The sequence below is a fragment of the Sulfurovum sp. AR genome, from assembly GCF_000296775.1.
In the GTDB taxonomy this organism is placed as follows: domain Bacteria; phylum Campylobacterota; class Campylobacteria; order Campylobacterales; family Sulfurovaceae; genus Sulfurovum; species Sulfurovum xiamenensis.
In genome coordinates this window covers 197730-224160 of the sequence record NZ_AJLE01000002.1, presented here as the reverse complement: position 1 = coordinate 224160, position 26431 = coordinate 197730, and the positions used below count along the sequence as shown (strand labels likewise).

The 26431-nt window shown below is 40.4% G+C and carries 25 protein-coding genes and 1 pseudogene; 14 read left to right on the top strand and 12 right to left on the bottom strand.

The window, feature by feature from the left end:
• From SULAR_RS02745 to SULAR_RS02735, 3 genes are read right to left on the bottom strand one after another with little or no spacing between them, the layout of a single operon-like run.
• Window positions 1-612, bottom strand: a complete 612-nt coding sequence (locus SULAR_RS02745) for a hypothetical protein (RefSeq protein WP_008242749.1) — start codon at window positions 610-612, stop codon at window positions 1-3.
• Window positions 609-2066: an FAD-dependent oxidoreductase gene (locus tag SULAR_RS02740; protein WP_008242748.1), complete on the bottom strand. Its 1458-nt coding sequence runs from the start codon at window positions 2064-2066 to the stop codon at window positions 609-611. The genes SULAR_RS02745 and SULAR_RS02740 overlap by 4 nt, the downstream gene beginning before the upstream one ends.
• The gene (locus tag SULAR_RS02735; protein ID WP_008242746.1) at window positions 2063-2737 is read right to left on the bottom strand and encodes a phosphoglycolate phosphatase; all 675 of its coding nucleotides are present in this window, start codon (window positions 2735-2737) and stop codon (window positions 2063-2065) included. The genes SULAR_RS02740 and SULAR_RS02735 overlap by 4 nt, the downstream gene beginning before the upstream one ends.
• Window positions 2738-2952: 215 nt before the next feature.
• Between SULAR_RS02735 and truD the strand changes: the two genes are divergently transcribed.
• Both truD and SULAR_RS02725 read left to right on the top strand, forming a co-directional pair.
• Window positions 2953-4020 (top strand): tRNA pseudouridine(13) synthase TruD, encoded by a 1068-nt coding sequence (truD, locus tag SULAR_RS02730; protein ID WP_008242745.1) that lies wholly within the window; start codon window positions 2953-2955, stop codon window positions 4018-4020.
• A gap of 95 nt (window positions 4021-4115) precedes the next feature.
• A complete protein-coding gene (locus SULAR_RS02725) occupies window positions 4116-4481 on the top strand; it encodes a hypothetical protein (RefSeq protein ID WP_008242744.1) in 366 nt (121 codons plus the stop codon).
• Between the two features lie 213 nt (window positions 4482-4694).
• Here the strand turns inward: SULAR_RS02725 and SULAR_RS02720 are convergent, their stop codons facing one another.
• Entirely contained in the window at window positions 4695-4943 is a 249-nt protein-coding gene (locus SULAR_RS02720) for a hypothetical protein (protein ID WP_008242743.1), read from the bottom strand.
• A gap of 239 nt (window positions 4944-5182) precedes the next feature.
• On the opposite strand from SULAR_RS02720, the gene wrbA reads away from it, so the two are divergent.
• A complete protein-coding gene (gene wrbA, locus SULAR_RS02715; protein WP_008242742.1) occupies window positions 5183-5794 on the top strand; it encodes an NAD(P)H:quinone oxidoreductase in 612 nt (203 codons plus the stop codon).
• A gap of 102 nt (window positions 5795-5896) precedes the next feature.
• Here wrbA and SULAR_RS02710 read toward each other — a convergent pair whose 3' ends face one another.
• Genes SULAR_RS02710 through SULAR_RS02700 form a run of 3 tightly spaced genes read right to left on the bottom strand, consistent with a single transcriptional unit; the run spans window position 5897 to window position 8734 of the window.
• Window positions 5897-7768 (bottom strand): DUF2207 domain-containing protein, encoded by a 1872-nt coding sequence (locus SULAR_RS02710; protein WP_008242741.1) that lies wholly within the window; start codon window positions 7766-7768, stop codon window positions 5897-5899.
• 4 nt (window positions 7769-7772) lie between these two features.
• Window positions 7773-8336 (bottom strand): LemA family protein, encoded by a 564-nt coding sequence (locus tag SULAR_RS02705; RefSeq protein ID WP_008242739.1) that lies wholly within the window; start codon window positions 8334-8336, stop codon window positions 7773-7775.
• A gap of 50 nt (window positions 8337-8386) precedes the next feature.
• The gene (locus tag SULAR_RS02700) at window positions 8387-8734 is read right to left on the bottom strand and encodes a gamma-glutamylcyclotransferase (protein WP_008242736.1); all 348 of its coding nucleotides are present in this window, start codon (window positions 8732-8734) and stop codon (window positions 8387-8389) included.
• A 115-nt stretch (window positions 8735-8849) separates the two neighbouring features.
• Here SULAR_RS02700 and SULAR_RS02695 point away from each other — a divergent pair, with 115 nt between their 5' ends.
• Window positions 8850-9740 (top strand): 5'-nucleotidase, encoded by an 891-nt coding sequence (locus SULAR_RS02695; protein WP_008242735.1) that lies wholly within the window; start codon window positions 8850-8852, stop codon window positions 9738-9740.
• 51 nt (window positions 9741-9791) lie between these two features.
• Here the strand turns inward: SULAR_RS02695 and tgt are convergent, their stop codons facing one another.
• On the bottom strand, window positions 9792-10910 hold the full coding sequence (gene tgt / locus SULAR_RS02690; RefSeq protein ID WP_008242727.1) for a tRNA guanosine(34) transglycosylase Tgt: 1119 nt from the start codon (window positions 10908-10910) through the stop codon (window positions 9792-9794).
• A 342-nt stretch (window positions 10911-11252) separates the two neighbouring features.
• On the opposite strand from tgt, the gene SULAR_RS02685 reads away from it, so the two are divergent.
• The 6 genes and pseudogenes from SULAR_RS02685 (at window position 11253) to bioV (ending at window position 18723) form a co-directional block, all read left to right on the top strand.
• Window positions 11253-12485, top strand: coding sequence for a COG3400 family protein (locus SULAR_RS02685; RefSeq protein ID WP_008242725.1), 1233 nt, complete (start codon window positions 11253-11255; stop codon window positions 12483-12485).
• A gap of 91 nt (window positions 12486-12576) precedes the next feature.
• On the top strand, window positions 12577-13629 hold the full coding sequence (gene aroB / locus SULAR_RS02680) for a 3-dehydroquinate synthase (RefSeq protein ID WP_008242722.1): 1053 nt from the start codon (window positions 12577-12579) through the stop codon (window positions 13627-13629).
• Window positions 13626-15293: a mechanosensitive ion channel domain-containing protein gene (locus SULAR_RS02675; protein ID WP_008242720.1), complete on the top strand. Its 1668-nt coding sequence runs from the start codon at window positions 13626-13628 to the stop codon at window positions 15291-15293. The genes aroB and SULAR_RS02675 overlap by 4 nt, the downstream gene beginning before the upstream one ends.
• Window positions 15293-16543: pseudogene (mtaB, locus tag SULAR_RS02670) on the top strand (tRNA (N(6)-L-threonylcarbamoyladenosine(37)-C(2))-methylthiotransferase MtaB). Before SULAR_RS02675 ends, mtaB begins: the two are co-directional and overlap by 1 nt.
• Window positions 16518-18194 (top strand): AAA family ATPase, encoded by a 1677-nt coding sequence (locus SULAR_RS02665; protein ID WP_008242717.1) that lies wholly within the window; start codon window positions 16518-16520, stop codon window positions 18192-18194. The pseudogene mtaB and the gene SULAR_RS02665 overlap by 26 nt, the downstream one beginning before the upstream one ends.
• Before the next feature lie 16 nt (window positions 18195-18210).
• On the top strand, window positions 18211-18723 hold the full coding sequence (gene bioV / locus SULAR_RS02660; RefSeq protein WP_008242714.1) for a pimelyl-ACP methyl ester esterase BioV: 513 nt from the start codon (window positions 18211-18213) through the stop codon (window positions 18721-18723).
• Window positions 18724-18769: 46 nt separating this feature from the next.
• Here the strand turns inward: bioV and SULAR_RS02655 are convergent, their stop codons facing one another.
• The 4 genes from SULAR_RS02655 to SULAR_RS02640 form a co-directional block, all read right to left on the bottom strand.
• Complete coding sequence (locus tag SULAR_RS02655; RefSeq protein ID WP_008242713.1) at window positions 18770-19753, bottom strand: patatin-like phospholipase family protein; 984 nt, start codon at window positions 19751-19753, stop codon at window positions 18770-18772.
• 38 nt (window positions 19754-19791) lie between these two features.
• The gene (locus SULAR_RS02650) at window positions 19792-20856 is read right to left on the bottom strand and encodes an AI-2E family transporter (protein WP_008242712.1); all 1065 of its coding nucleotides are present in this window, start codon (window positions 20854-20856) and stop codon (window positions 19792-19794) included.
• Window positions 20853-22649, bottom strand: coding sequence for a sodium:proton antiporter (locus SULAR_RS02645; RefSeq protein WP_008242711.1), 1797 nt, complete (start codon window positions 22647-22649; stop codon window positions 20853-20855). Before SULAR_RS02645 ends, SULAR_RS02650 begins: the two co-directional genes overlap by 4 nt.
• A 141-nt stretch (window positions 22650-22790) precedes the next feature.
• On the bottom strand, window positions 22791-23186 hold the full coding sequence (locus SULAR_RS02640) for a DUF2391 family protein (protein ID WP_008242710.1): 396 nt from the start codon (window positions 23184-23186) through the stop codon (window positions 22791-22793).
• A 312-nt stretch (window positions 23187-23498) separates the two neighbouring features.
• Between SULAR_RS02640 and SULAR_RS11320 the strand changes: the two genes are divergently transcribed.
• From SULAR_RS11320 to mog, 4 genes are all read left to right on the top strand, one after another.
• Window positions 23499-24311 carry an NUDIX hydrolase gene (locus SULAR_RS11320; protein WP_008242709.1) on the top strand — a complete coding sequence of 271 codons (813 nt, stop codon included), beginning with the start codon at window positions 23499-23501 and terminating at the stop codon, window positions 24309-24311.
• Between the two features lie 9 nt (window positions 24312-24320).
• A complete protein-coding gene (locus tag SULAR_RS02625) occupies window positions 24321-24998 on the top strand; it encodes a 3-methyladenine DNA glycosylase (RefSeq protein WP_008242708.1) in 678 nt (225 codons plus the stop codon).
• A 4-nt stretch (window positions 24999-25002) separates the two neighbouring features.
• Complete coding sequence (locus SULAR_RS02620; protein WP_008242707.1) at window positions 25003-25821, top strand: SDR family NAD(P)-dependent oxidoreductase; 819 nt, start codon at window positions 25003-25005, stop codon at window positions 25819-25821.
• Between the two features lie 74 nt (window positions 25822-25895).
• Window positions 25896-26429, top strand: a complete 534-nt coding sequence (mog, locus tag SULAR_RS02615; protein ID WP_008242706.1) for a molybdopterin adenylyltransferase — start codon at window positions 25896-25898, stop codon at window positions 26427-26429.
• Window positions 26430-26431: the final 2 nt, after the last annotated feature.

Genomic DNA, 26431 nt, shown 5'->3' with positions numbered 1-26431 from the left:
TTAATTACCTTGCCATGCAGACTTCATCTTTCGCCTAAATGCTTCATGCACTTCGTCTAAAAGCATTTTTGCTTCTTCTCCAAAGACAAAGACGCCTTTATACTCTTTCTCTACAGACTGCACATAGGCTTGAAGTGCCTCTTTTTCCAACGCTGTTTTTGGCGGGGTAAAAAGGTATTGCATCCCACTCTCTTTGTCATAACTTTTTCTTGCTGTTTCTATATAAACTTTACTTGATCTCAATACTACCGTATGATCCGGGAGCATTTCATACTGCTGTATCCTTGCCCCATAAGGGCTGTCATACACTTTTCCTTTTCTGTCCCAAAAACTGTAGAGCGTGATAGTCGTACCGTTTATCTCATAGGCACCTTCTTGCGTACTTTTATCTGCACAGGTACCTGTTTTGTCTTTCAAGATCAGACTCAATACAAAGGTAAGATCGTTATTGCGTTCTTCTTTATAGAACTTCATTACTTCACCTTTAGAGTCATAGATATCATAAGCCTCCGTGACTATGGAAAAGTCCTGATTTCCCAGTGTGACATGTTCAAGCTCTGCCGTAGCGAAGAGGATGTTTAACGTAAATAGTATAAGAGAAAAGATTTTCATGAGACCTGCTTTGAAATATTTCTGTTGGCTAAAGCACGTGGATAGTCACGTTTTACTGCTATAGATTCAGCTCTTTGTTTTAATGCGGTTTCATCCAAGTCTGTGGCATGAGTAAAGTCACGCTTACCTAAAATATTGGCTTCTAGATAGCCTAAGTCAATAAATTGTTGTGTCATGGCATCTATCATATCCAAGACTGAAGAAACTTTGACGATCTCACATCTGGCATAACGTTCTCGAGGAAAAGAGACTTCTGCTACACGTAAAGTCGGGTCATCTCCAGGGATCTGCTGTGCACCAAAAAGAGGTTTGCTTCCTACAGTAGCACTCTTGAAGGACGGTATGTACTGAGAGAGATGTTCGATAGCCGCCTTTGTACGTTTTTGGGTCTCTTCTTGTGTCCAGGACTTTTCTATTTTGTCTATAAAATCCTGACCCAGTCTGGGTTGGCAACTGACAAGAGAATTTGCAACCAGACCATCTTCATAGAGTGTGATATCTTTGGTCATGCCATGCAGTTGAAAATACCCGCCGGGGTAGGGCGTGAATTGTCCCATACCTCGTGGTGTACCACGCTCTCCATGAAAAACAACTTCAGGGAATTGTGTACCTTCACACCCATCCCAGTGACTCACATACGCTGCTTTGAATTCAACCATAGACTTACAAGGTGCACCCAAAAGATCATCGATCTTTCCTGTTCTAAAGCCCGCAGCATTGATGAGATAGTCAAAAGAGTCTGTATGGCTGATATCATCCTTGACATAACTGATATCCCACCCTTCCGTTTCAAAATTTTGCTGTACATTATAAACGATACTATTCATATTGAGCGAAACGCACTCTAGTGCTTCAAGGGTCATTTCAGCACCAGCAGCAAGCCTAAAGAGGTTTAGTCCATACTCTTGAACCATAATAAGAGGAAACTGTACTTTATCCATATCGATATTTTTGGCTACAGGTATCATCCATTCATCAGAGGTTTTCGGTCTTTGGACCAATGCTTTTTCTCTGAGTCCTTGTATCTCTTCTTTGGTGTAGATCCGATAATAGTTCTCCGGTTTTCCCAGTACTTCATTCTTCGGGTCTTTGGCGATATGGGCTTTATATTCCTCTGTCAGTAACTTAAGGCGTGGTAGTAGTGCCTCAGGATTGGAACTGTCAGTAGTGGGTAACACTATGACCGTAGGTCTGTAGTCCACTACAAAAGGGTAGAAGCGCAAAAAGTCTATGGATTGTTTTAGTAAAGTAATGCACTGTGCATCAGAGATCTCACGATAGAGATTGCCCCCTGCATGTAAATGACACCATGGTGGCCCACTCACTAAACTTGCACTCTTTTCAAACAGTGTCACATTTAGACCAAGTTGACCAAAATAGAGTGCTGCACTTGATCCTGCAGCACCTCCCCCTATAATGGCAATTTTTACTTTACTCTTTTCTATCATACTCATAACAGTGCATTTAACTCCGAAAAATCATCTATGATAAATGTTGGGTCGTATATTCCTATCTCTTCACCATAATTATACCCATAAGTTACACCAACACTTTGCATACCACAGTTTTTGGCAGCCAAGAGGTCATTTCTAGAATCGCCTACCATCACACATTGCGATATGCTGACATTCATATGCTCGCAAGCATGCAGCAAAGGGAGGGGGTCTGGTTTCTTTTTCTCCAAACTGTCTCCTCCCAACCAAAAGTCAAACACGCCATCAAGCCCGAGGGCTTCCAGGATAGGGCCGACAAAATCAAAAGGTTTATTGGTCACGATCACCAAACGGTAGCCTTTTTCCTTTAAGGTATGCAGTGTGGTTGATACATTGGGATACGCCGCCGTATCGATACAAAGATTTTCTCCATAGAACGTTAAAAAGATATCTAAAGCCTTTTCAAACAAAGTAGGATCCAGCTTCTCGTCTATTTCTGTTTGTCCTGATAAAGCACGTTTGACCAAAACCTGTGCCCCGTTCCCCACCCAGTAACGAATCGTATCTTCACTGAACGTTTCACGGTGTAATGCATTTAACATATGATTTACTGCGGTTGCCAAGTCCGGTACACTGTCGATCAGTGTGCCATCCAGATCAAATAAAATGACTTCTTTATTAGTGAATTTCAAATTTTACCTTTTATATAATGTTATTGAATAATTAATATAATTTTTATATACAATACCAAATTTTCATTTATAGTACAAATAAAAGAACACCGTTTGTAGGTGAATTATGTTCGTTCGTACAAATAACCGATAATTTATGTATTGTGCATGTTTAGTTGGGCGATTATACATTTTTTAGCTAAAATGCTGGAATTATTAACTTTTGAAAGAAATCCATGCAGCTAATCTACCCACTGAACGTCAAAAATGAATTTGTATTTAACTCTTCTCCTCGAGACTTTACTGTTGAAGAGATACCACTGTATGAGTTTACGGGTGAGGGTGAACATCTGGTACTTCAAGTACGTAAAAAAGAGTTGACGACATGGGAGATGCTTGATGTCATTTCCAACCATGTAGGCATACGACGCCGTGACATGGGATATGCAGGGTTAAAAGACAAACATGCTATGACGATTCAGTACATCTCTTTGCCAGCGAAATTTGAGGAGAAGTTAAAGGCCTTTTCACATGATAAGATCAAGATCCTCTCTATGGTCCTCCACAATAACAAGATACGTGTAGGGCATCTGAAAGGTAATCGTTTCAAAATTCGTCTGAAAAAAGTGCTTGGTGTCCAAAAAGACAAACTGGATTCTGTACTGAAGTGGATCGACGAAAATGGTGTACCAAACTACTTTGGAAACCAACGTTTCGGGACAGATGGAAACAACTGGGAAGATGGTAAAAAACTGATAGAGGGAAGCCTGAAAATACGTGACAGAAAAACAAAAGAGTTTTTGATGGGTGCCTACCAAAGCTATCTTTTCAACCAATGGCTCTCAAAACGTATGGAACTGAGTCACTTGCTTGAAAAGTTCACTGAAGCTGAAACGGAGCAGGTATTGAACTTACCCAAAGGCTCACTCAAAGGTACAAAGTCACAGCCAAACTTCTTCAAACTGGTAGAGGGTGATGTAATGATGCACTATCCTTACGGACGTTTATTTACGGTGGAGAACCTGGAAGAAGAAGCCAAACGTTTTGCAGAAAAAGACATCGCACCTGCAGGACTGCTTCCCGGTAAAAAAACAAAGAGAGCAGAAGGTACAGCAGGTCTCATAGAATCACCATTTGCTGAGGAGATAAACCTCAATGGTGCCAGAAGGTATGCCTGGATACAGGTAACGGATATTAAGAAAACATATATCGAAGAAAAAGCCCACTATGAACTGAATTTTGTATTGCCTAAAGGTTCATACGCTACAAACGTATTAGACGTGTTGAGAGGTGGAGAGGCATAGATCAAAAGTATCCTTTAGATGCCTTAATGATTTCACACTTATTACATACTTCTAGTTTATCATTTAATTCAATGATCACTATAAAGGAAAGTAGGATGGTAAGAAGGAATCTTAAACTCATAGGTGCAGCAAGCATACTGACTTCAGCATTGATCTTTAATGCTTGTAATCCGCAGGAACGCGCTTTTGCTACTGGTGTAGGGGTTGGTGTTGTTGCGGCATCCGTATTTAGTTACCCACATTATTATGATCGTCCATACTATTATTACGACGGTAGATATTATTATGGTGGATATTATCGTGATGGATTTTATTATTATAAAGGTTACAGATTTAGAGATGGGCACTATTACCATAATGGATATCGATACCATCATGGACACCGTTATAGTGCACGTGTAGGTCAATATGGTTATTATCAAAATCGAAAACAATACGATAATCGCCACAGATATAGATAGTTACTGAAATTGTAAATTGAAGGAAATTTTATCTTAGATACAGCAAGGTTGGGTTTGTTTCGTTGGTAGTCGAGACAACAATGTTTTTCTAAAAGGAGGAAGAATAAAAAAAACTGCCATACCTAAGATATGACCGAATTGTAACCAAATAAGATAAAATTACTCTTAATTTAAAACTTATAACTAAAATTTGTTCAAATTATTTTTTTAAATCTAACACACAAGCCAATTTTCTATCTTAAATATCTCCTCTGTTGCAGGCATTCCTTTCCATCCATTTGATTCCAGATACATCATTTTATTTCCAAAATATCCAACAATGTATTTTTCTTTATAGATAGGGAAGGTTCCTGAGTGGAACATGGCAAAGATATCTTCATAGCTTTTGGCCGTTTCATAATAGCTGAAATCAAAACTATGCAGGGCTATCAGAGCCGTTTGCAACATCTCATTACTATGCATAGCACAGCTTAATACATAGTAAGATGGATAGGGAACAGCAGGGTTGTCCAGTAGGTCACAGATATAGAGTCTTTCTTTTTTTTGTTATACATGACGACATTGTAGGGTAAAGGATCCTAGAAAAGCTACAAATATGTCAAATTGACATATTTTTAAGCTTTCACACTATGAATTATGTAACTGCTACATAGAAAGTACACAAATTTTAACTATAGTGATATAAAAAATAGGGTGTTAAGATGAAGGTATTGATCGTTTACTATTCAATGTACGGGTATATCTACAGGCTGGCAGAAGAAGCTGCTGAAGGCGTACGATCTGTTGCAAATGCAGAAGCTATCATTCGCCGAGTTCCAGAGACTTTGTCCGAGGGAATATTAGAAAAAATGGGTGCGACTGAAGCCCAGAAACAGCAGTCTCATATACCTATATGCACGGTAAAGGAGCTGAGTGAGGCTGATGCGATCATTTTCGGAACACCTACCCGATTTGGAAATATGTGTGGACAGATGCGACAATTTCTTGATAGTACCGGGAAACTATGGATGGAAGGATCGTTGGTAGGCAAAGTAGGAAGTGTTATTACGAGTTCAAGTACCCAGCATGGTGGACAGGAATCCACGATATTGACCTTCCATGTTACACTCTTGCATCACGGTATGATCATTGCAGGTTTGCCTTATACGTTCCAGGGACAAATGATGATGGAAGAGATCAGTGGTTGTTCTCCATATGGTGCATCAACGATCGCTGGTGGTGATGGCAGTCGGTTCCCAAGTAAAAATGAGCTTTCCGGAGCACGATACCAGGGAGCATATGTCGCAGAGATCGCAAAGAAACTCATCACGTGATAAAATGCTCAAGAATATGCTTTAGTGACTGGATTACATAAAGAGGCGCTGATGCTCAGTATAGGATAGACTTTTATGGTTTCATAGATCCTATAAGTTCAGTTACCAACTGCCACCGCCGCCGCCGCCACCGCCGCCGCCGGAGAAGCCACCTCCACCTGAGAAGCCGCTACCGCCGTTAGAACTCTTGGAAGGCGAAGTAGATGCTGCACTGAGAGAAGAGGAGAATCGACCCAGACCTGAAACATTTCCATGATACCAATATGGCGTGTCTACATGTAGAATATCATAAAAGGTGAGCCAATGGTCCGATTCATCAAAAAGAACGGCATACGGCAACATTTTTTCCAGGTAAAGCGGGTCCATCGCTAAACGTCTTTTTATTTCATCTTGCTTTACCCGTTTGATAAACTCTTTCAATCCCAGTAGATGTTTCGATGCATAAGCACCTTTTTGTGTAAATTTTCCTATTTTCCTATAGGTAAAAACCAAAGATGCCACCAGTACGATCAAAACCCCCAAAGGACCTAGTATCAATTCATGGAAGTGTATCCCTTCCTTGTGTATGGCAAGAAAAGGCATCATTCCTGCTATAGCAAAGATAAGACCTGTTATTTTAGAGAACCAGTTTTTATTCAGCGTCATAATATTTAGACCTACACCACCAAAGACAAGAGGAAAGATAAGAAGAAAGATCACCTCTTCTCCAAACTGCAGATAGAGGTTGTAAAGCACCAATCCTACAACAGGCAATAAAAGTAGAATACTCTTGGCTAAAAAGTTTTTACGTACCCTTTGTGGATTCTCTACCATATATCCATCTGCCACCGACCAGGTGTAAAGGTTATCGTTGATATATTTGAATCCTTTTTGCAGTGCTGATGCTTTTTCTTCGGATCCAGAGGAGAGCATAAAACTGTTTTTTCCTTTAAAAAGTACATGATCAAGTAGATACTTCTGGTCCATTCTTAAATTTGCTGTATTACTCTCTTTACGTATCAAAAGAGGATCAAGTTTCTTCTCTCTTTGGTCTATCTCAAGGTGTCCCAAGTGTGCCAGTTCAAGGACAGCTGCTGCAAAGTCTTTATTGTCAGTGAACTTGTCCAGAACAAGTCCTGATTCTAACAGACTGAGCCCTTTTGGAGGTTCATATTGTACTGCGATAGACCGTTTGTCAACAAATCCTCTGTTCTTGGTGTAGGTATGATAAAAATAGAGCAAAAAACCAATCAATGCAGCCCAGTGGATATGGGCTAAAAACCACTCCACAAAAGTGGCTTTGACATTCTCCAGTCCATTTTGATCTAAAAGATCGGCCGGATAAGCTAGCTCGACCGTTGCTCCTTCATGGGGATACAGTTTTACTACTTTTACTTGCAGTTGTCTTGGATCAATCCACACGCTTTTAGCGGAAGAAGCCTTTGAACCATAACGACCTGTAGACGTTGAGAGTACGATGTCATATTGACTCAGAGAGGAGGGCAGGAAGAAATTTGCTTCAACATTATGAATAGGGATCTGCCAACCTGTACCGATAACATTCCAACGTATGGCATCATCTTCTTCATTTTGAGCAGCCGGAAGCACACCTTTTTTTACACGGTAAGCGATCTTATAGAGGTGTTTTCCAGTAATATAGGTATGAGCTGAACCAATCTTCAAACGTATGACATCTCCTGCCTGCGTAGAAGCAAGAGTGGACTGCTGCCACTCTATGATACCCCCATCAAGCTGCACCGAAAAGTCATAGAGCCCCAGATCTTTTATAAGGTTGTTTCTTTTGATGGTGTAAGGTATATCACGGAAGATCCCGTGCTTTCTTAAACCTTCAAAGTCATAGGTGATAGACTCTACGATAGAGAGTTCACCACTCTGTTCTACCGTAACATCTATCTTATAATTTGAGATCTTTTCAGCATAAGCAGAGGTATTCAAGCCCCAAAAAAGGAGGGCGAGGATGAGTAGTGTTTTCATCAGATCAAAAGTCTATTTTAGGCATCTTTTTCGCAGCTTCGGCTTCACTCTCATCAAGCTCAAAATACTCGCGAGGAGTAAAGTTAAACTTTTTTGCCACGTAAAGATCAGGAAAAGCATCAAGTCTATAGTTATAATCTCTTACGATGGCATTATAGTAACGTCTTGCATTTTGGAGCGCATCTTCTATGCTTGACAGCTCATTTTGCAGTTTCATAAAGGTAGTGTTCGCCTTAAGATCCGGGTAGGCTTCAGCCAGAGCAAAGAGTTTACCCAGGGCCCCGGAGATCATATTGGCTGCGGCAGCCTTTTCATCGATGCTTCCTGCATCCAATCCCTGCTGACGTGCCTGTATCACTTTTTCAAGTGTCTCTGCTTCATAATCCTTATAGCCTTTGACTGTATCCACCAGTGCCGGGATAAGATCATAGCGACGCTTCAACTGCACATCGATATCAGACCATGATGCATCGATACCCGTACGCAATGATATAAACCTGTTATAAATAACAACAAGATACGCAGCGACAGCTACAATGATCAGTAAAACAATATTTCCAAAACTCATTTCTCTTCCTTTAAGTGTTGTATAGCTTTATTATAACCAAAGATACTTTTCTACTCTTCTAAATGTTCTTTCTCTTCCTTGAGGACATAGATAAAAGTATCGACATCAAGTTCATCATATCTCTCTACACTCACAGCAGTACGTACAAACTCATCTCCTTCAAATTCATCGAGATACTCCCAATGCTCATCAAGATTCCGTGAGTAAAACAGGTAACCATGTACCGTATCACCATCAGGGTCGAGTTTAATGCCCGGATATCCCATTGAGGCTGACCAACCGGCACCGATAAGGTTTCCTCGTACGGTTGAGGGGACAAATTTACCTGTGATATTTTCCAGTACATGGCCATTGGGGCAATTTGGCATCAGCGTGCCATAGACAAACAGTGTTTCCATTTTCAACCTTTGATTTGGTAAAAGAATTCTAGCACAGGTTTTATTTGGTAAACTCTTCTCTCTGCCCCCTAAAGAAAAATTGACTACAATACGACAAACATCTATAAGGAAACCTATGGCGTATGACTTAAAAGACAAACTTGTCATTGCGATCTCATCCCGTGCACTCTTTAGCCTTGAGGAAGAAAACAGTATCTTTGATAAAGAAGGACTCGAAGCATATTATGATTATCAACTGTCTCATTTGGATGACCCTTTATCCAAAGGTTCTGCATTTAAATTTGTACAGAACCTGCTTGCTATTAACAAAAAATTTGATAACAAACTGATAGAAGTGATCATCCTTTCTCGCAATAATGCTGCAACTGGTTTACGTATAGGACGATCTATAGAACACTATAATCTAGATATAGAACGTACCGGATGGACTGCTGGTACGCCTGTAAGTAGATATCTTGAAGCGTTTAAAGTAGACTTGTTCCTTTCTGTACACTCCCCGGATGTTGAAGAAGCCGTCAACTCGGGGGTGGCTGCTGCAACCATACTTCCTCATACACCTATCACCTCTGAGGAGAGTGATATGGTAAAAATAGCCTTCGATGGGGATGCTGTCCTCTTTGGAGACGAGAGTGAGAGAGTCTATCAGGAAAAAGGTCTGGAAGCGTTCATAGAACACGAACGTGAAAATGCCAAGAATCCGTTGAGTCAAGGACCATTTTTCAAGTTCCTTAAAACGATATCAGAGATACAGGACAAGTTTCCCATGGAAAAATCACCTATACGTACAGCACTGGTAACGGCAAGAAACTTTTCCACACATGAAAGAGTATTAGGAACCTTAGAGGGGTGGGGTGTTCGTGTAGATGAAGCCTTTTTCCAGGGCGGTGTACAAAAATATGAGGTTGTGAAAGCATTCGGTGCAGATATATTTTTTGATGATCAGGATACACATTTAGAGCATACATCCAAAGAGACCCCTTCTGCCAAAGTCCCGTATAGACGATAATAGTATTTAATATAATTTAATAATATTTCTTAGTATTAAAGTCGTTAAATATTACTTCCGTTTTTCATAGAACTCCACTTTAAATGCATCGAATCTATTCTCTAAAATAGCTTCTCTCATCTGGCTCATCAAATTAAGATAATAATAGAGGTTATGGATCGTTGCCAGCCTGAAGTAAGTGATCTCTCTTGCACGGAAAAGGTGACGTAAATATGATCTTGAGTAGGTTTTACAGACCATACAGTCGCATTCAGGGTCGACAGGTCCTTCATCAGTCGTATATTCAGCCTTTTTGATGTTGACTTTACCAAAGCTTGTAAAAAGTGTTCCGTTACGTGCATTTCTTGTAGGCATCACACAGTCAAACATATCTACACCACGTGCTACGTTCTCCACCAAATCTTCAGGAGTTCCTACCCCCATAAGATAGCGTGGCTTCTCTTCTGGCATGAACTGTGTGGTCCACTCTACCGTGTCATACATATCCTGATTTGCCTCTCCTACGCTAAGACCGCCAATAGCAAAACCATCATAATCCATCGCACAGAGTTCTTTGGCAGATTTCTCACGAAAAGCCTTATCGGTACCTCCTTGGATAATGGCAAAAATATTTTGATACACACCGATACCTTCTTCTTGCTTGGCTCTGAAGTAGTCTATAGATTCCTGCGCCCAGCGTGTGGTACGTTCAATACTTGCTTTGATACGTTCCTGGGTAGCAGGCAGCGCCACAAGATCATCCAGTATCATCATAATATCTGATCCCAGGTTATGCTGGATATCTATCACTTTTTTAGGTGTAAAATAGTGTTTACTTCCATCCAGGTGACTTCTAAAAGTAATGCCGTTTTCATCGATCTTGACGTTATCTGAGAGTGAAAAAGCCTGGAATCCGCCGCTGTCTGTCAGAAAGCTTTTAGGGTACTTCGTAAACCCATGCAATTTGCCCATGGTCTTGATCGTTTCATCACCCGGACGCATGTACAAATGATAGGTATTTCCCAATATGATCTCCGGTTTGATAAATGTAGCAAGATCCGTTGCATCAAGTGCTTTGACGGCACCTACCGTACCTACAGGCATAAATACCGGTGTTTGTATCGTAGAATGTGCTGTTTTTATCGTACAGGCTCTTGCTTTACCATCTGTTTTATCTATCTGAAATTCCATTGTGTTATAATATCCCTCAAAAATAATTACGGAAGTATATCTATATTTTACAAAATAAGACAAAAGTGACGCTTCATATGATCCTGTCGTATAGATAAGAAAAGTCATTACAACCCTTTGACTTATGGGGTTATGATATAAAGGATTTTCATCAAAAATATACTTATTTTAGCCAGCGGTAGCATTGCCAAACATTTTATAGAATGGGTCAGTAAAAACAGGGTTGCAGACAACGAATATTATGTCACATGCTACAAAGAGCATACGATACCTGAAAAAATAGGCCAAAACATTACGATCATTGATGCGGATCCTACAAGTTTTTCAAAATTGAATCGTATTATGAATGAGACCAAGTTCTCAAATCTTTTTGTTGTCATGGAAGATATAGAGGATGCCCGATATGTGCTAAAAAATATAGCCATGATCAAACCAAAGATACGTATTACCCTTGTAAACCAATGGGATGACCATACGATAGGGAAGGACCATGAGAACATTACCATCGTACATAGCGATAAACTGATAGCGGCCCATCTTTATGACCAACTACCCAATGTACCTTTGGTCGCACAGAATGTCGGACTTGGCCAGGGAGAGATCATGGAAGTCCATGTACCCTTTGGAAGTTCTTACGCCTATAGACATGTAGGATCGATCCTTCAGCAAAAATGGAAGATCTCTGCGCTCTACAGAGATGAAAAACTGATCCTTCCGGAAGATACTACGATGATTCGTCCAAACGATACCCTACTTATCCTGGGACAACCTATCGTACTTAATGGTGTATACAAGACCATCAATAAAAGAATAGGTCTGTTCCCTGAACCATTTGGTAAAAACATCTATCTTATCCTGGATCTTAGACATGATAAAAAAGAGGCATTACTCTGTCTGAAACAGAGTATTTATCTTATAGAAAAACTGGAAGACAAAGCACTCTTCGTACGTATTTTATACCCTAATGATTTTGATTTGATCGAAGAGCTTAAAACCTTGGAATCAGAACGTGTGACGATCTCTATCTCCTATGAGAATGAAAATGCTGCATTTCTCATCAAAAATGATATACATGAATTTGATATCGGGCTTGTGATGAACAGCATCCCTACATTTGAAGCAGATGGGCTTAAAGAGACACTCTATGATCTAAAAAAACTGGTCTTCCTTTTTGGGGATAAACTGCTGTATAACATTAAAAACTCTGTTGTACTGATGAGTGAAAATGAAAAAATGGAATCCATTTCATCTACAGCGTTTGATATATCAGAGACACTGGGATTAGGGCTTACTCTGGGTGACTTTAACCCCGAAGGCGATTTTGAGAGTAAAAAGATGATCATAGATCATTACGAGACACTGGCCCATATCTTTAATATGGAGGTGAACATCGAACAAAAGGTGGCTAACCCTATACGTGAACTTTCAAACATGGAAGATATACTTCAGATCGCACCTTTTGAAAAACGGCTCAATACTGATAGCCTTAGAAAATTCATCTCCAACAGGATACAAGACTTTCTTCTTACTACCAATAAGCATCCCAAACTGCTAGTGCCTTTTGCGATGACATAAAGGCTCTATGGGGTCTAAAATCCTTTAAAACGATACTTAATCACAAATAAGATAAAATAGAGCCAATAATAACGCGCAAGGTTTTACCAATATGATCGTCCCTATCGAATTAGCTCATGCTCAAAACATCACTTATGATATTACTATTGATGCATTACCCCAACTTACTTTTGACACCAATGTTGTTGTAGTGACAAACCCGACAGTTGCGGGGTACCATCTTGAAACACTTCTTTCTCACATACATGCCACAAAACTCAATGTTGTGACGATCCCTGATGGGGAAGGGTACAAGACCCTGGAAACCGTTGAAAATATACTGAATGAATGTTTTGAACATAAGCTCGATAGAAAATCACTGCTTATCGCCTTTGGTGGGGGTGTGATAGGAGATATGACAGGATTTACTGCAAGCATTTATCAAAGAGGGATAGACTTTATCCAGATACCTACCACACTACTGAGTCAAGTGGATGCGAGTGTAGGAGGTAAAACAGGGGTCAATAACAAATATGGGAAAAATCTCATAGGTGCATTTTATCAGCCAAAAGCTGTCTACATAGACCCTGCATTTTTAAAAACACTGCCTCCAAGAGAGTTTGCTGCAGGTATCGCGGAGATAGTCAAAATGGCAGTCATGTTTGACAAAAACTATTTTGAGTTCCTGCAAAAATCGGATTTCAGTGACACTGAAACACTTAAAGAGGTGATCAAGAAGAGTGTCGAACTTAAGGCATGGGTGGTCAATCAGGATGAAAAAGAAGCAGGTATACGTGCTGTACTGAACTACGGGCATACCTTTGGTCATGTTGTTGAAAATGAAACCAACTATACGACTTATTTACATGGAGAAGCAGTCGCTATAGGTATGGTCATGGCCAACGCTTTGGCAGTAGAACTTGGCCTGTTTACACAAGATGAGGCCGATGCGGTCAAAACACTTTTGGAAAATGCCTCTTTGCCTACCGACTATGTGATCAAAGATGTAGATGACTTTTATGAGCATTTCTTTTTAGACAAAAAAAGTGCGAAAGGGAGTATCAAATTTATCTTACCTAATGGAATGGGTAACTATAAAATGGCATCCGATATTGATGAAAGTGTAGTAAAAAAAGTACTTCAAAGCTTTGGAGAAAAGAAATGAGTTTTAAAAACATTCTTATAGCTTTTTCTCTTTTATCTTCTGTTCCAGCCTTTGCTGAACCTGCCTTAGAGCAAAATACTACTACAGAAACGATCATAGAGGCCAATAAAACAGAAAAACTGCCTTTGGATGTACAGAGAATAGATCAGCTTCTTGTGCAAAAAGAAACACTGCAAAAAGAACTGAGTGATAACAATATCTGGTCAAAGATCTATAGTAATTACCATACCTACAAAGAACTTGAAAAACAACAGATTGTACTGGATGAAAACATTGCACGCTTGGAAAAAATCAAACGAAAAACACAAGCTCAAAAAGAAGAGTATCAAAATGCTCAAGACACCAAGATCACACTTCTTGGCAAACTTCAACTGCTAGAAGAGTATGAAAAAGACCCATTTAAAAAGTTTCTTACCCCGCCTGAGATCACTGCTGTACCTAAAGTAGATAGTCCTTTTGCTCTTATCTCTGCAGTATCGTATAGAGAAAAACTCCAATCCGATATGGAAGAGTACAACAACCGCTATGAATCTCTCTATCATATCGTTGAAAAGTTTAAAGAGAAACAGCTTCTTCTTAAAAAACTTTTAAAGTTGGACCCTCTGAACATAGAGTTCATCAATGAGCAGCAGGACACGATAGATCAAATTAAAACATTTATTCCTGTCCTGGAAATATTTAAAACCACCAAGAATGTGTACAGTAAAAAAATCGATGAGATCGAGCTCAAGCTCAAAAATGATATTCAAAGAGAGATACAAAGAACGATGACGATCGGTGGGATCATCCTGTTCTTTCTTTTCATTCTCTTCTTCATTAAACATTTCGTTAAAAAATATATGTCAGAAGATGAACGCTTTTATGCCATCAACAAAGCACTCAACATCTCTTTTGTGAGTATTTTGATCTTAACCTTACTCCTTGCCTATATAGAGAACGTGAGTTATCTGGTCACGATCCTTGGTTTTGCCTCAGCGGGTATTGCTATTGCGATGAAAGACTGGTTTATGTCCCTTATGGGGTGGGCGACCATCGTACTTGGCGGTGCTATCCATGTAGGTGACAGGGTTCGATTTGTACGTGAAGGTGTAGAGTATGTAGGGGATATCGTAGATATCTCCATGCTCCGTATGACCATGCATGAGGATGTCAACCTCACTTCTTACATGACCAACCGAAGAGCAGGACGTATGATCTTCATTCCAAACAACTTCATATTTACTGATATGATCGCAAATTACTCTCACTCTGGACTCAAAACAGTATGGGATGGGATAGACTTTGTCATTACTTTTGATTCTGATGCAAATAAAGCTACACAGATCGCTAAAGAGATCACCAAAAAATACTCAAAAGGGTATACAGAGATCACAAGAAAACAACTGAACAAACTAAGAAGTAAATATGGTATGAGAAACACCAATGTTGAGCCTCGTATCTTTACACATATTGAACCTTACGGTTTAAAAATATCTGCATGGTATCTGACAAACTCTTATGCGACGATGACTCTGAGAAGTACTATTTCCATTGAGATCATCGCACGTATTCAAGAAGAAGAGAAGATACAACTTGCATTCCCTACACAATCTATTTATGTGGATAAAAATGTACCTAAACCGGAAATAGGATTAGATACGATCAATCCTCCTCAAGGACTTTGATGATGAAAAAAGTCTATTTTAAAACCTTTGGATGTCGTACGAACCAGTTTGATACACAGGTCATGATGTCAAAACTGAAAGATTATGAACTGACAGATAATGAGCTGAGCTCTGATATCATCGTTGTGAACTCCTGTACCGTGACCAATGGTGCAGACTCTTCTGTCCGTAACTATATCTCCTCTATGCAGCGTAAAAATCCGGATGCAAAAGTGATTCTAGCAGGCTGTGGATCACACTCAAAAGGTGAATCACTCTTTGAAGACAAAAAAGTATTTGGTGTCATAGGTCATTCTGAAAAAGAGAACATCAACGCTATACTTAAAAATGAAAACCCATTTTATCAGATCGGTGATCTTGAGCATATTGATTCGACTATTGTTGAAGAGTTTGTAGGTAAAAGCCGTGCTTTTATCAAGATCCAGGAGGGGTGTGACTTTAGATGTTCCTACTGTATCATACCTGCAGTACGTGGTGATGCACGCTCCCATAAAGAAGAGACTATTTTAGAGCAGATCAACAAACTTGCAGCCAATGGATTTGGAGAATTTATCCTTACAGGAACCAATGTAGGAAGTTACGGACAGGATCACAACACCTCCATGGCCAAACTGCTTAAAAAGATGAGTATGATCCGTGGTGTTCGACGTATACGTATAGGAAGTATGGAGCCTATACAGATCGACGATGAATTCTTGGAGCTTCTCAATGAACCTTGGATGGCAAAACATATGCACATTGCCCTGCAGCATACCAGCGATAAAATGCTCAAACTGATGAACAGAAGAAATGAGTTTAAGAGCGATCTGGCACTTTTCAGAAAAATTGCCGACCAGGGCTATGCATTGGGGACGGACTACATCGTAGGACATCCAGGTGAAGATGAAAAAGAGTGGTCTGAGGCGATCTCCAGAGTGAAAGAATTACCTTTGACCCATGTACATGCTTTCTCCTATTCAAAGCGGGACAATACCCCTTCAGCAACCATGAAACCAGAAGTAAGGGGCAACATAGCCAAAGAGCGTCATCGTGAACTTACAGCTATCATAAAAGCAAAGAACTTTGCGTTCAGACGGGAGCATACACAAAACCTTGAAGTACTCCTAGAGAGTGGTTAAGATGGTGTCTATCAAGGCTTTGACCAATATTTTAATAAAGTATCTGTAACAAGTGATGAAGACCTCACTTCAAACTGGGTCCTGCTAAATGATGTGGAGGTAAGCAATGAAGGCAATAAAGCCAAAGTTTGATCCATCAATGCTGAATCCCTCGAATGTAAAAGTGATTGTAGGACTGCTTGTACTGTTGGTGTTCTTACTTTCATTTGCTATTCTTAGGGATACAGATACACTCATTACCCACGATCAGGCCAATGCTCTCTACACTGAAAACAAAATACAAAAAGTCATTATAGATGGTGATCTCATACGACTAAAGACTGATACAGACACCTATAAGATCTACAAAGATGCAGTGAACAAAACAGCTTTTTTCACCAAATACCCTGTTGAAGTACGTCAGGACAATAGTGACATCTATGATCTTCTTTCCTTTCTTATCATTATCGCGGCATTTGGTTTTTTATATAGATTAATGCAGCAGAACAGACTGCAACAACTCAAACATATACGTGCAGCCTCTAAAGACGATGATACACCTGTCAATGCTCCAGTACAGGCATTGACATCCACTATCACTTTTGCAGATGTCGCAGGGATAAAAGATGTGAAAGAGGAGCTTGAAGAAATCATTGATTTTCTCAAAGCACCGCAGAAATATCGTGACTTGGACATTCGTCTACCCAAAGGTGTGCTCCTTGTAGGTCCTCCCGGTGTAGGTAAAACACTTATCTCCAAAGCCGTCGCGGGTGAAGCCAATGTACCTTTCTTTTACCAAAGTGGGGCTTCTTTTGTCCATATCTATGTAGGCATGGGTGCAAAAAGGGTTTCTGAACTCTTTAAAAAAGCCAAACAGATGGCACCGAGTATTGTTTTTATCGATGAGATCGATGCTGTAGGTAAAAGCCGCGGTGAATTCAGAAATGATGAGAGAGAAGCCACACTTAATCAACTGCTCACGGAAATGGATGGTTTTGAAGAGAGTTCAGGTGTCATCGTCATCGGTGCGACCAATAAAATAGAGATGCTCGATGAAGCACTGCTAAGAGCAGGGCGTTTTGATAGACGTATACATATTTCACTGCCAGACCTGGAAGACAGGGCCAAAACACTTGAGCTCTATCTTGCACACAAACCAAACAATGTAGACATCGATCTTGTGGCACGTATGACCGTCGGTTTCAACTCTGCAGCATTGGATACACTGACCAACGAAGCCGCTATCTATGCGATGAGAGAAGGGCGTAGTGTCGTAGAAACTTCAGATTTTGAAGCAGTCAAAGAGAAAGTTTTACTGGGAAAACGAAAAATACTCTCTTTTACCGAAGAGGAGAGAGAGATTCAAGCCGTTTATCAGGCCGCAAAAGCTGTTATCGCTACCTGGCTGGATGTGGAATATGAAAAAATCGGTATCGTCAACACAAGGCTTCTCAACCAGGAACATGAGATACTCTCCAAAAGCCAGCTGCTTTCACGTATTAAAGTCTATCTTGCAGGCAGCATCGCTACAAAGATACACTATAATGAACAATTCACCAATGCAAGTACTGACATTGCTCAGGCAAAAGAGATCGTTAGAAAAGTGGTGTATGAGTATGTGATGAGTGACAACTTCATCGTAACCACACAGCAGGAAGAGGAACTTCTACGTGACTCTGTTTCAGAGATCACAAAACTTTTAACTACCCTGGATCAAGCACTGAGTGAAGTCACTGCTTTCCTCTTGGCACATGAAAATATCACGCCTGAAGAGTGCCGTGTGATCTTACGTAAGATCTTTTAGAGAGGAGTGCCTTCTAATGAAATACTTTAATGGATTTTCGCTTCAAAATGAAAAGGAACTCTTCATTCCCTATATGACACCAAGCAAATATGGTGTTGCCGGTTTTTCCTATGGGGCACAACAGGCATTTGAGTATGTATATAACTCTACAGAGCGTATAGACAGGCTGATACTTCTCTCACCGGCTTTTTTTCAAACAGAAAAACCAAGTTTTATACGTACACAGCTGCGTTACTTTGAAGCTGGGCAGGAAGCGTACGTGAAACAGTTCCTGGAAAATGCTGCTTATCCTTCAAACTTCAATCTTTCAGACTATTTGAATGTTGGAACCAAAAAAGAGCTTGAAGCACTGCTTAGCTACACTTGGGAGAATGAAAAGATACAGAAAGTCCTTGATAGAGGTACTACCATAGAAGTCTTTCTGGGAGAAAAGGACAAGATCATAGATGCACAAAAGGCATTTGAATTCTTCAAACCTTTGACTACTACCTATTTCATGAAAAATGCAGGACATCTACTCAAAGACTAAATACTAGACATCCGTAAAGGGGTAGAATAATCTACTCATAACCTAATTATTTTACAGTTTCTAAACTTTTTTGTGTAGCTCTTATACCTATCTCTATCATCTCATAGGCTTTGTCAAACTCATAAGCTTCACAAGCATCTCTAGGTATCTCTATCATTAGATCAGGTTCATATTCCTTGAGGGTATTCTCTATTATGAGACTTTGTGTGGCATCTAGACTTTTGTTCAGTATATACAAAATATCTATCGGAGGCTTTTCTTTAGAGCTATCCTTACCTATGGCCTCCTTGGCTTTATCTACTAGCTCTAGAGTCTTTTTATACAATCTATTTTCTGCTTTTTTCTCTTTTTCTAGTCTCTCTATATGATAGGTATTTTGTATATTCGCATTCAGGTTCACTGCAATAATAATATCCGTATCATCGGATAAGACGGAGGCTATGGGTAAGGGCTCCAATACACCTCCATCTACAAGGATCATATCATTTTCAATGACTGGTGTAAACACGGTAGGTATGGCGATAGAAGCTCTTATAGCATCAATAAGCTTTCCTTCCCTGAAGCATACTTTTTTACGATTTTTGATATCTGATGCCACCGCCATATAGGTGATAGGCAGATCTTCTATGGTAATATCACCTATCATCTGTTCTATTTTTTGATACACAGAGTCGATATTAACTATACCTCCATGAGCTAGTGAGATGTCAATCAGCTTAAGCGTGTCTATAAAATCAAGAGAGAGTACCCACTTTTTATATGCATCCAGTTTTCCTGCCGCATAAAGTCCTCCTATCAGTGCACCCATAGAAGATCCCGAAATAGATTTGATCGTATATCCTTTCTTTTCAAGCGTTTCTATGACACCAATATGTGCATATCCTCTGGCTCCTCCGCTGCCAAGGACCAAGGAGACAGTTTTATTATCTTTTTGCATATTACTATCCTTTTTTATCTGTTGACTGTCTGCAAAAAGTAGAAGTGGCAGCAATAGCATCAATACTATCTGTAAAAAAATCTGCTTTATCATGTTCAGTCAGCCTTATACATTATTTTCTATGCCTTAGTTCAGGAAGTCAACAGATGCTGAAACGTCCTTTTGTAAATGTTTAAAATCGTGTCCAAAAGAGCTGCGATCACTGGACCAATAATGATTCCCAGAGGACCAAAGGAGAGTATACCTCCAAAGATCGATATGAGTATGACCAGGTCAGGCAATTTTGCATCATTCCCAACGATCCATGGACGCAAGATATTATCCACCATTCCTACTACCAATACACCCCAAACCACGAGAGCTATACCCCATCCGGTACTGCCTGTAAATAGTAAATAGAGTGCTGCCGGCAACCAGATCAAGGATGCCCCTAATCCTGGAATAGCAGCTAGAAGAAAAACAATACTCCCCCAAAATGCTGAACCTTCGATACCGGCCATCCATAAGCCCAGACCGACCAATACACCCTCAACGAACCCTACAATGATGATGCCTTTCAGAGATGCCCTGGTCACCATCAAGCCGCGGCTCATCACTTCAGTCCGATCCTCTTCCGAAAGAGGCAGCAAAGAAGAGAGTGTACGGAGTAGTTGCGGTCCATGTATCAAGAAATGGAACATAGCATAAAACATAATGAACAGACCGATAAAAAATCCCACTGTACCTTTGGTAGCACTTGACAGACTTGAAACCAGCCAACTTCCCATCGCACTGGCTGCCTCAGAGGCTTTCTTGATAATAGTCTCATGAAAAGGTTCAAGTTTCTCTTTAAAAGGTAACCATTCAGGTAAATGTTCACCTAAAGAGAGATTATTGTCCAAAACTTCTTTGACTATAGGACGTGCCTTTTTAGTGATCTCTATGGCTTCACCTGTTACCATACCTGTAAAAGTGGCCAGCGGCAAACCAAAAGTCAACGCAGTGACGATCAGTGTAGTACTCGCTGCCAGAGCAGATCTTTTTTTGAAATAGTCAAAAAGTTTACGGTAAAAAGGATAAAGCAGTCCCGAAAAGATCGCAGCCAGGATCAGTGCGATCAAAAATTCATGGATCATCCCGATGAATCCCGTCAGAGCTATAAAGAGCAGGAGCAGAACAAAACCTTGCTGAAATTTATTGGCTATCTCGTTTTTCATTGTTTTTCCTTATGCTTGTATATCAAACTTGTGATCTTCCATCCTTCTTTTGGCTTGAGCTCATGATCTGTGGTAAAGAAATGTAATTTCCCGTCTGTATCTATCAAGTATAATGGAATAACCTTACTCTCATGTGCTTTTTTATAGGCCTCTATATCGAACTTCTCAGACAAGGTGGTTGTCTTGATCTCTCCTTCACCATGCAACAAAGAAGATAGTTTAGTAAAGGTCACATCTTCCGTGAAGAGTTGACGCCCTACAATCGTAGAGTGTGATGCTTTGCTCTTTTCAAGTTTCCGACCCTCAGCGTTCTGAAGGTAATAGATATTTTCAGTGCCAAACTCGGACTTGAACCGTACAGATGCCAAAGCATTCAGTGTAGCATGGGGACTTATGGCCAACAGACCTCCTATGCCTGCCAGTTCCATATTGCGATCTGCATGATCAGATATGACACGTCCATAATAGGTATCAAACCCCTCCATTCTTGCATGACTGATATTCTCCCAATCTGTATCTGCCAACTTTACAGCAACCCCTTGTTCCTTCAGTGATCTAGCGATCTCACGAGAGACCCTGTTGGCTCCAAGGATAAGCATACCGGAGGGCTCTGCTTCTTGCAGGTTTAAGCGTTTGGCCAGTGGTTTTGCACTCAACCCCTGTAGCAATATCGTACCAATAATGACCATGAATGTCAGTGGCACCAGCAGTTTTGCTTCCACATATCCAAATTCCTCCAAGCGTATAGCAAAAAGTGCCGAAACAGCAGCAGCGATGATACCGCGAGGAGCGATCCAGCTCAAAAATATCCTGGCACGTAGTGTAAGGTCAGAAAAGAGTGTTGATACCATCACAGAAAGAGGGCGTGCAATAAAGAGGATGATCCCCAACAGTCCCAATGCAGACCAGCCTATGTCAATCAGCGCTGAAAGATCCAAACGTGCAGAAAGAATGATAAAAAGTACGGAGATAAGTAGAAGACTCAAGCTCTCTTTAAAAAAGAGTATCTCTTCTATATCTACATTTTTCATATTTGCCAGCATCATACCCATGAGCGTCACCGCTAATAATCCTGATTCATGTGCGATCGCATTAGAGAGTGTAAAGATCATCAATACCAGGGTTAAAGTAAATACATGGTGCAAAAAATGGGGTAGAAGGTATCGACGTAATAAAAATGCAAGCAAGAGAGCCCCTATTGTACCGCTGATCATACCTGTAGCAACAATATAAGCCAGGGAAAGTGGAATCATTGTTCCAGAATGCTGCAGGGTAATAGTCTTATAGACAAGGACTATCAGGATCGCTACAGCTACATCCAGGATCACACCTTCCCAGTGAAGGATATTGGCAAGGTCGGCATAAGGACGTACCGTTCTGAGCAGCGGCTTAATGACCGTTGGTCCTGTTACCGTCATCAGTGCACCAAAGAGTATGGAGATTTCCCATGAAAGTCCTACCAATAGATGTGTAGCCAGAGCCACTATGGCCCATGTGACTACCAAACCAACTGTAAGAAGCATATAAAGCGGTCTGGTCAAACCTTTGATCTCATGAAAACGAAGTGTCAAGCCACCTTCAAAAAGTATAATAGCAACTCCCATAGAGACAAAAGGGAAAAGAAGTTCACCCAACACTGCATCCGGATCAAACAGTCCTGCCACCGGTCCAATCACTATACCAAACAGAAGCAGAAAAATGATCGATGGCTGTTTAATGTACCAGGAGAGCCACTGGCTCAAGATACCAAAAAAGCTGACCAATGCTAATGTAAGGAGTATATGTTCTGTCATATTGAAACTACCGATCCCTGAAATTGCCGAAAATCCGTAATAAATAAAGGCCCGATACCTATAGAAAAGCCTAATACTCTATCAGATAGCATAGAGTTTTCAATCGTAAGATCCCGTTCCATATACTTTCTCCTTTTTAGATCATTCCTTATTGAAACTGTCTACAACAATGGCGCCCATTGATGCAGGCATAGTAATTAATATTAATCTTTTTAACGCTATGAGGGGCTCATCTATAACGGGTAACTTATTTAAAGCCAGTAAAACTAAAACTACTACCAGGGCAGAGATAAAGTAGGCAATAAAAATACGTAAGATGAATATATCGTAGCGCTTTGATACCTGCTTTTGGAAGACACTGTAGTAGGCATAAAATCCTAAAAAAGTCACAGAAAGTATAAAAACCAACAAGAGGTTATAAAATGGTAAAGTCACACTCATCTTCCATGCTTCTTCTGTAAAAGAGATCGGCACGGCAAGGGCAAATGCACCTATAGCTATTTGAATGATATCTTCAGTATTGATACGAAGCTTCATTTTTTACCTACTTTCTTTACTAAAGGATCAATAAATTATATCATAATTCAAGTGCCCCGCATAACCCGTGTCCATAAAGAATATATCCAGTTGGTAAATTAATGCAGAGTGTATTACGTGTCTATGTAAAAGAAGATATATTCTAGTACCAGAGATTATAATGAGGGAAAGTGGTTAATAGAAATTAATAGGTTTTGGTAGACTTATTATGTGAGGATTATGTTAAAATTACCTATGTATTCCATCTGCGGAGAGGTGGAACGAGGTAAAGGCAAAAATTACAAAAGAAAAAGTAGATTAAAAGGAGAATGAATGAAAGTAAAGCCCATTATTATATGGCTCTACCTTCTGAATGCAGCTGTTCTCATTACCCATGAGATTGACTCTGCTTACTGGCATGAGTGGGAACTGTTCGGGATGCCGGGTGGCATTCAGTTATTTCTGATCCTCAATTTACTCTTAGTAGGGTTGGTTCTCTATGGTTATCTGGCACTCTTACAAGGACGTGCAGTCGGTATTGTTTTTTCATGGTTATTGGTTGCTGGTGGACTCTTCGCTGTAATGATACACTCGTATTTTCTGCTGCAAGCCAGTGAAGCCTTCAGGTCAGCCGTTTCTCTTGGACTTCTTACTGCTACGTTTTTTCTTTCTCTGGCACAAGCTGTTGCACTGCTTAAGATACAACAATCACCTTCTATGCCTTTTACGCCTAAAACACCCCATCTTACTACGGATGGTATTATAGAGTTGTATGAGGGAGATAGATTTAAGGGTATTATACTTATTGAGCGTAAAAATGATCCAAGGGGGTTGGCTCTGCCTGGTGGTTTTGTGGATGTGGGTGAGCGTGTAGAAGATGCTTTATGGCGGGAGATGCAAGAGGAAACCAACCTGGAGGTAGAGATAAGCAAACTGCTTGGTGTCTATTCTGATCCTGATCGTGACCCAAGGTTTCATACGGCAAGTATTGTTTTCATAACAAAGTCTCAAGGTCAACCCAAAGGCGGAGATGATGCCAAAGAGGCAAAAGTTTACGCATTGGAAGAGATACCCATGGATCAATTGGTCTTTGACCACAGTGTGATCTTGAAAGATTATCTACAACAGCGCTCTACAGACAAGTAAGGGTATCGTTTGCAAAGTAGTTATGATCTGCTGTGTGCCCTTCAAAACATGGGCTATCCCAAAACGAACAGAGATCCCCTCTGGTGGCCCAAAAGCTGTACCTTTGAAGTCATTATCGGTGCGATCTTGACGCAGCAGACAAAATGGGAGAAGGTAGAGGCATCACTGGCCAATTTAAAAGAAGCTGGTCTGATGTCACTGGAAGCACTTAGTAAAGCAGAATCAGGGCAGATCTCTACACTCATAAAACCCAGTGGTTTTTACAATACCAAAGCCCAGAGGCTTCAACAACTTTGTCAAAATATACTCCATGACTTTCATACCTTTGAAAAATTTCAAAATGAAGTAAGCAGGGAATGGCTGCTTGAACAAAAAGGGATAGGCATGGAGAGTGCGGATTCCATCCTTTGTTACGGATGCGGACGTGAAGTTTTTGTTGTCGACAGCTATACAGCCAGACTCCTTAATGCTTTGGGCTACAGTTTTGAGAACTATATGCAAATACAGGCATGGATGCAAGAGGGGATCGAAGCAAACTTTGATAAAATAACCCAAATGTTTGGCAAGGCATTGACACGACATACCCTTTATGCACGTTTTCATGGGATGATCGTAGAGTTTGCCAAAGAGCACATACGGGGTCAGAACGTCAATACCGAAATACTCAAAAAGTATATAGAAGGATAAAACAGTGACCAATATCGTCATCACAGGATGCAGTACAGGTATCGGACTTGAAACTGCAAAATATCTCCAAGACAAATTTATCAAAGTATATCCTACCGCAAGAGATACAAAAGATGTAGAGATGTTAAAAGCACTGGGCTTTGAACATGCCATGCAACTGGATGTCAGACACCCTGATGAGATCACAGCAGTGATCAACAAAGTACTTGAACTAGATGGAAAGATAGATGTCTGGTTCAACAATGCCGGCTATGGGCAACCAGGTGCGGTAGAAGACATTACAGTCCCTGTACTGCGAGAACAGTTTGAAACCAATGTGTTTGGGTTGCATGAATGTACAAGACAGATCATTCCTGTAATGAGAAAGCAGGGGTATGGGAAGATCATTCAGCACAGTTCTGTACTCGGCATCATCTCTCTTTTTGGGCGAGGTGCCTACAATGCAAGTAAATACGCCATAGAGGGGCTTACAGATACGCTTCGACTTGAACTTCAGGATACGAACATCTATCCTGTACTTCTTAATACTGGCCCCATCATAAGCCATTTTAGACAAACAGCCGTAGAAAAACTTGCAGAGAATGTTGATATAGAACATTCCGTCTTCAAGGAGAAATACCATCGCAGTCTTAAAGAGAGAACACAACAGAAAGTACCGTTTAAAGAGGGGCCTGAGTCGGTTGCTGCAGTGGTCCACAAAATTATATTGGCAGACCGTCCAAAACCCCGTTACTATATTACAAAAGCCACATATCTTCTAGGCTATATCAAACGCATCCTAAGTACTTCATACCTAGACAAACTCTTGATGAAGATCGATTAGCGCTAAGAAGAAGCACCAAAATTGTATTAAAAGAGTTTTGCTATAATCTGCGTAATAAAACAATAGGATTGTATATGGATAAGATAAAAATAGGTGTTGTTACTACAAGCGACAGAGCGTCACAAGGTATCTATGAAGATATCTCAGGGGTGGCTATCATGGATACAATGAAAGAGTACTTGCTCAATGAATGTGAGTATGAATACAGATGTATACCTGATGAACAGAGCCTTATCGAGACAACACTGATAGAACTTGCAAGGGATAAAAAGTGTGATCTAATCGTGACTACCGGCGGAACAGGCCCAGCCAAGAGAGATGTGACGACCGAAGCGACAGAAAATGTCTGTCAAAAACTTCTTCCTGGATTTGGAGAACAGATGAGAGCAGTGAGTCTACAGTATGTCCCAACAGCCATACTTTCACGCCAGACGGCTGGTATCTGCCACAGTTCACTGATCATTAATCTACCGGGAAAACCAAAGTCTATCCGTGAGTGTTTGGATGCTGTTTTCCCTGCTGTTCCATACTGTATAGACCTTATCGGAGGCTCTTTCATAGAAGCAAATGAAGACGTTATAAAGATCTTCAGACCGAAAGCAAAATAAGG

What these genes read in the sequence shown, in the direction of transcription:
- SULAR_RS02705 (WP_008242739.1), bottom strand. Translation starts at nt 8,336, where the DNA reads ATGAGTTTTGGAAATATTGTTTTACTGATCATTGTAGCTGTCGCTGCG.
- SULAR_RS02720 (WP_008242743.1), bottom strand. Translation starts at nt 4,943, where the DNA reads ATGCATAGTAATGAGATGTTGCAAACGGCTCTGATAGCCCTGCATAGT.
- SULAR_RS11320 (WP_008242709.1), top strand. Translation starts at nt 23,499, where the DNA reads ATGAAAGTAAAGCCCATTATTATATGGCTCTACCTTCTGAATGCAGCT.
- SULAR_RS02675 (WP_008242720.1), top strand. Translation starts at nt 13,626, where the DNA reads ATGAGTTTTAAAAACATTCTTATAGCTTTTTCTCTTTTATCTTCTGTT.
- tgt (WP_008242727.1), bottom strand. Translation starts at nt 10,910, where the DNA reads ATGGAATTTCAGATAGATAAAACAGATGGTAAAGCAAGAGCCTGTACG.
- SULAR_RS02640 (WP_008242710.1), bottom strand. Translation starts at nt 23,186, where the DNA reads ATGAAGCTTCGTATCAATACTGAAGATATCATTCAAATAGCTATAGGT.
- bioV (WP_008242714.1), top strand. Translation starts at nt 18,211, where the DNA reads ATGAAATACTTTAATGGATTTTCGCTTCAAAATGAAAAGGAACTCTTC.
- SULAR_RS02665 (WP_008242717.1), top strand. Translation starts at nt 16,518, where the DNA reads ATGAAGGCAATAAAGCCAAAGTTTGATCCATCAATGCTGAATCCCTCG.
- SULAR_RS02725 (WP_008242744.1), top strand. Translation starts at nt 4,116, where the DNA reads ATGGTAAGAAGGAATCTTAAACTCATAGGTGCAGCAAGCATACTGACT.
- SULAR_RS02710 (WP_008242741.1), bottom strand. Translation starts at nt 7,768, where the DNA reads ATGAAAACACTACTCATCCTCGCCCTCCTTTTTTGGGGCTTGAATACC.
- SULAR_RS02650 (WP_008242712.1), bottom strand. Translation starts at nt 20,856, where the DNA reads ATGAAAAACGAGATAGCCAATAAATTTCAGCAAGGTTTTGTTCTGCTC.
- SULAR_RS02695 (WP_008242735.1), top strand. Translation starts at nt 8,850, where the DNA reads ATGGCGTATGACTTAAAAGACAAACTTGTCATTGCGATCTCATCCCGT.
- truD (WP_008242745.1), top strand. Translation starts at nt 2,953, where the DNA reads ATGCAGCTAATCTACCCACTGAACGTCAAAAATGAATTTGTATTTAAC.
- SULAR_RS02655 (WP_008242713.1), bottom strand. Translation starts at nt 19,753, where the DNA reads ATGATAAAGCAGATTTTTTTACAGATAGTATTGATGCTATTGCTGCCA.
- SULAR_RS02745 (WP_008242749.1), bottom strand. Translation starts at nt 612, where the DNA reads ATGAAAATCTTTTCTCTTATACTATTTACGTTAAACATCCTCTTCGCT.
- SULAR_RS02645 (WP_008242711.1), bottom strand. Translation starts at nt 22,649, where the DNA reads ATGACAGAACATATACTCCTTACATTAGCATTGGTCAGCTTTTTTGGT.
- aroB (WP_008242722.1), top strand. Translation starts at nt 12,577, where the DNA reads ATGATCGTCCCTATCGAATTAGCTCATGCTCAAAACATCACTTATGAT.
- SULAR_RS02685 (WP_008242725.1), top strand. Translation starts at nt 11,253, where the DNA reads ATGAATGAGACCAAGTTCTCAAATCTTTTTGTTGTCATGGAAGATATA.
- wrbA (WP_008242742.1), top strand. Translation starts at nt 5,183, where the DNA reads ATGAAGGTATTGATCGTTTACTATTCAATGTACGGGTATATCTACAGG.
- mog (WP_008242706.1), top strand. Translation starts at nt 25,896, where the DNA reads ATGGATAAGATAAAAATAGGTGTTGTTACTACAAGCGACAGAGCGTCA.
- SULAR_RS02700 (WP_008242736.1), bottom strand. Translation starts at nt 8,734, where the DNA reads ATGGAAACACTGTTTGTCTATGGCACGCTGATGCCAAATTGCCCCAAT.
- SULAR_RS02740 (WP_008242748.1), bottom strand. Translation starts at nt 2,066, where the DNA reads ATGAGTATGATAGAAAAGAGTAAAGTAAAAATTGCCATTATAGGGGGA.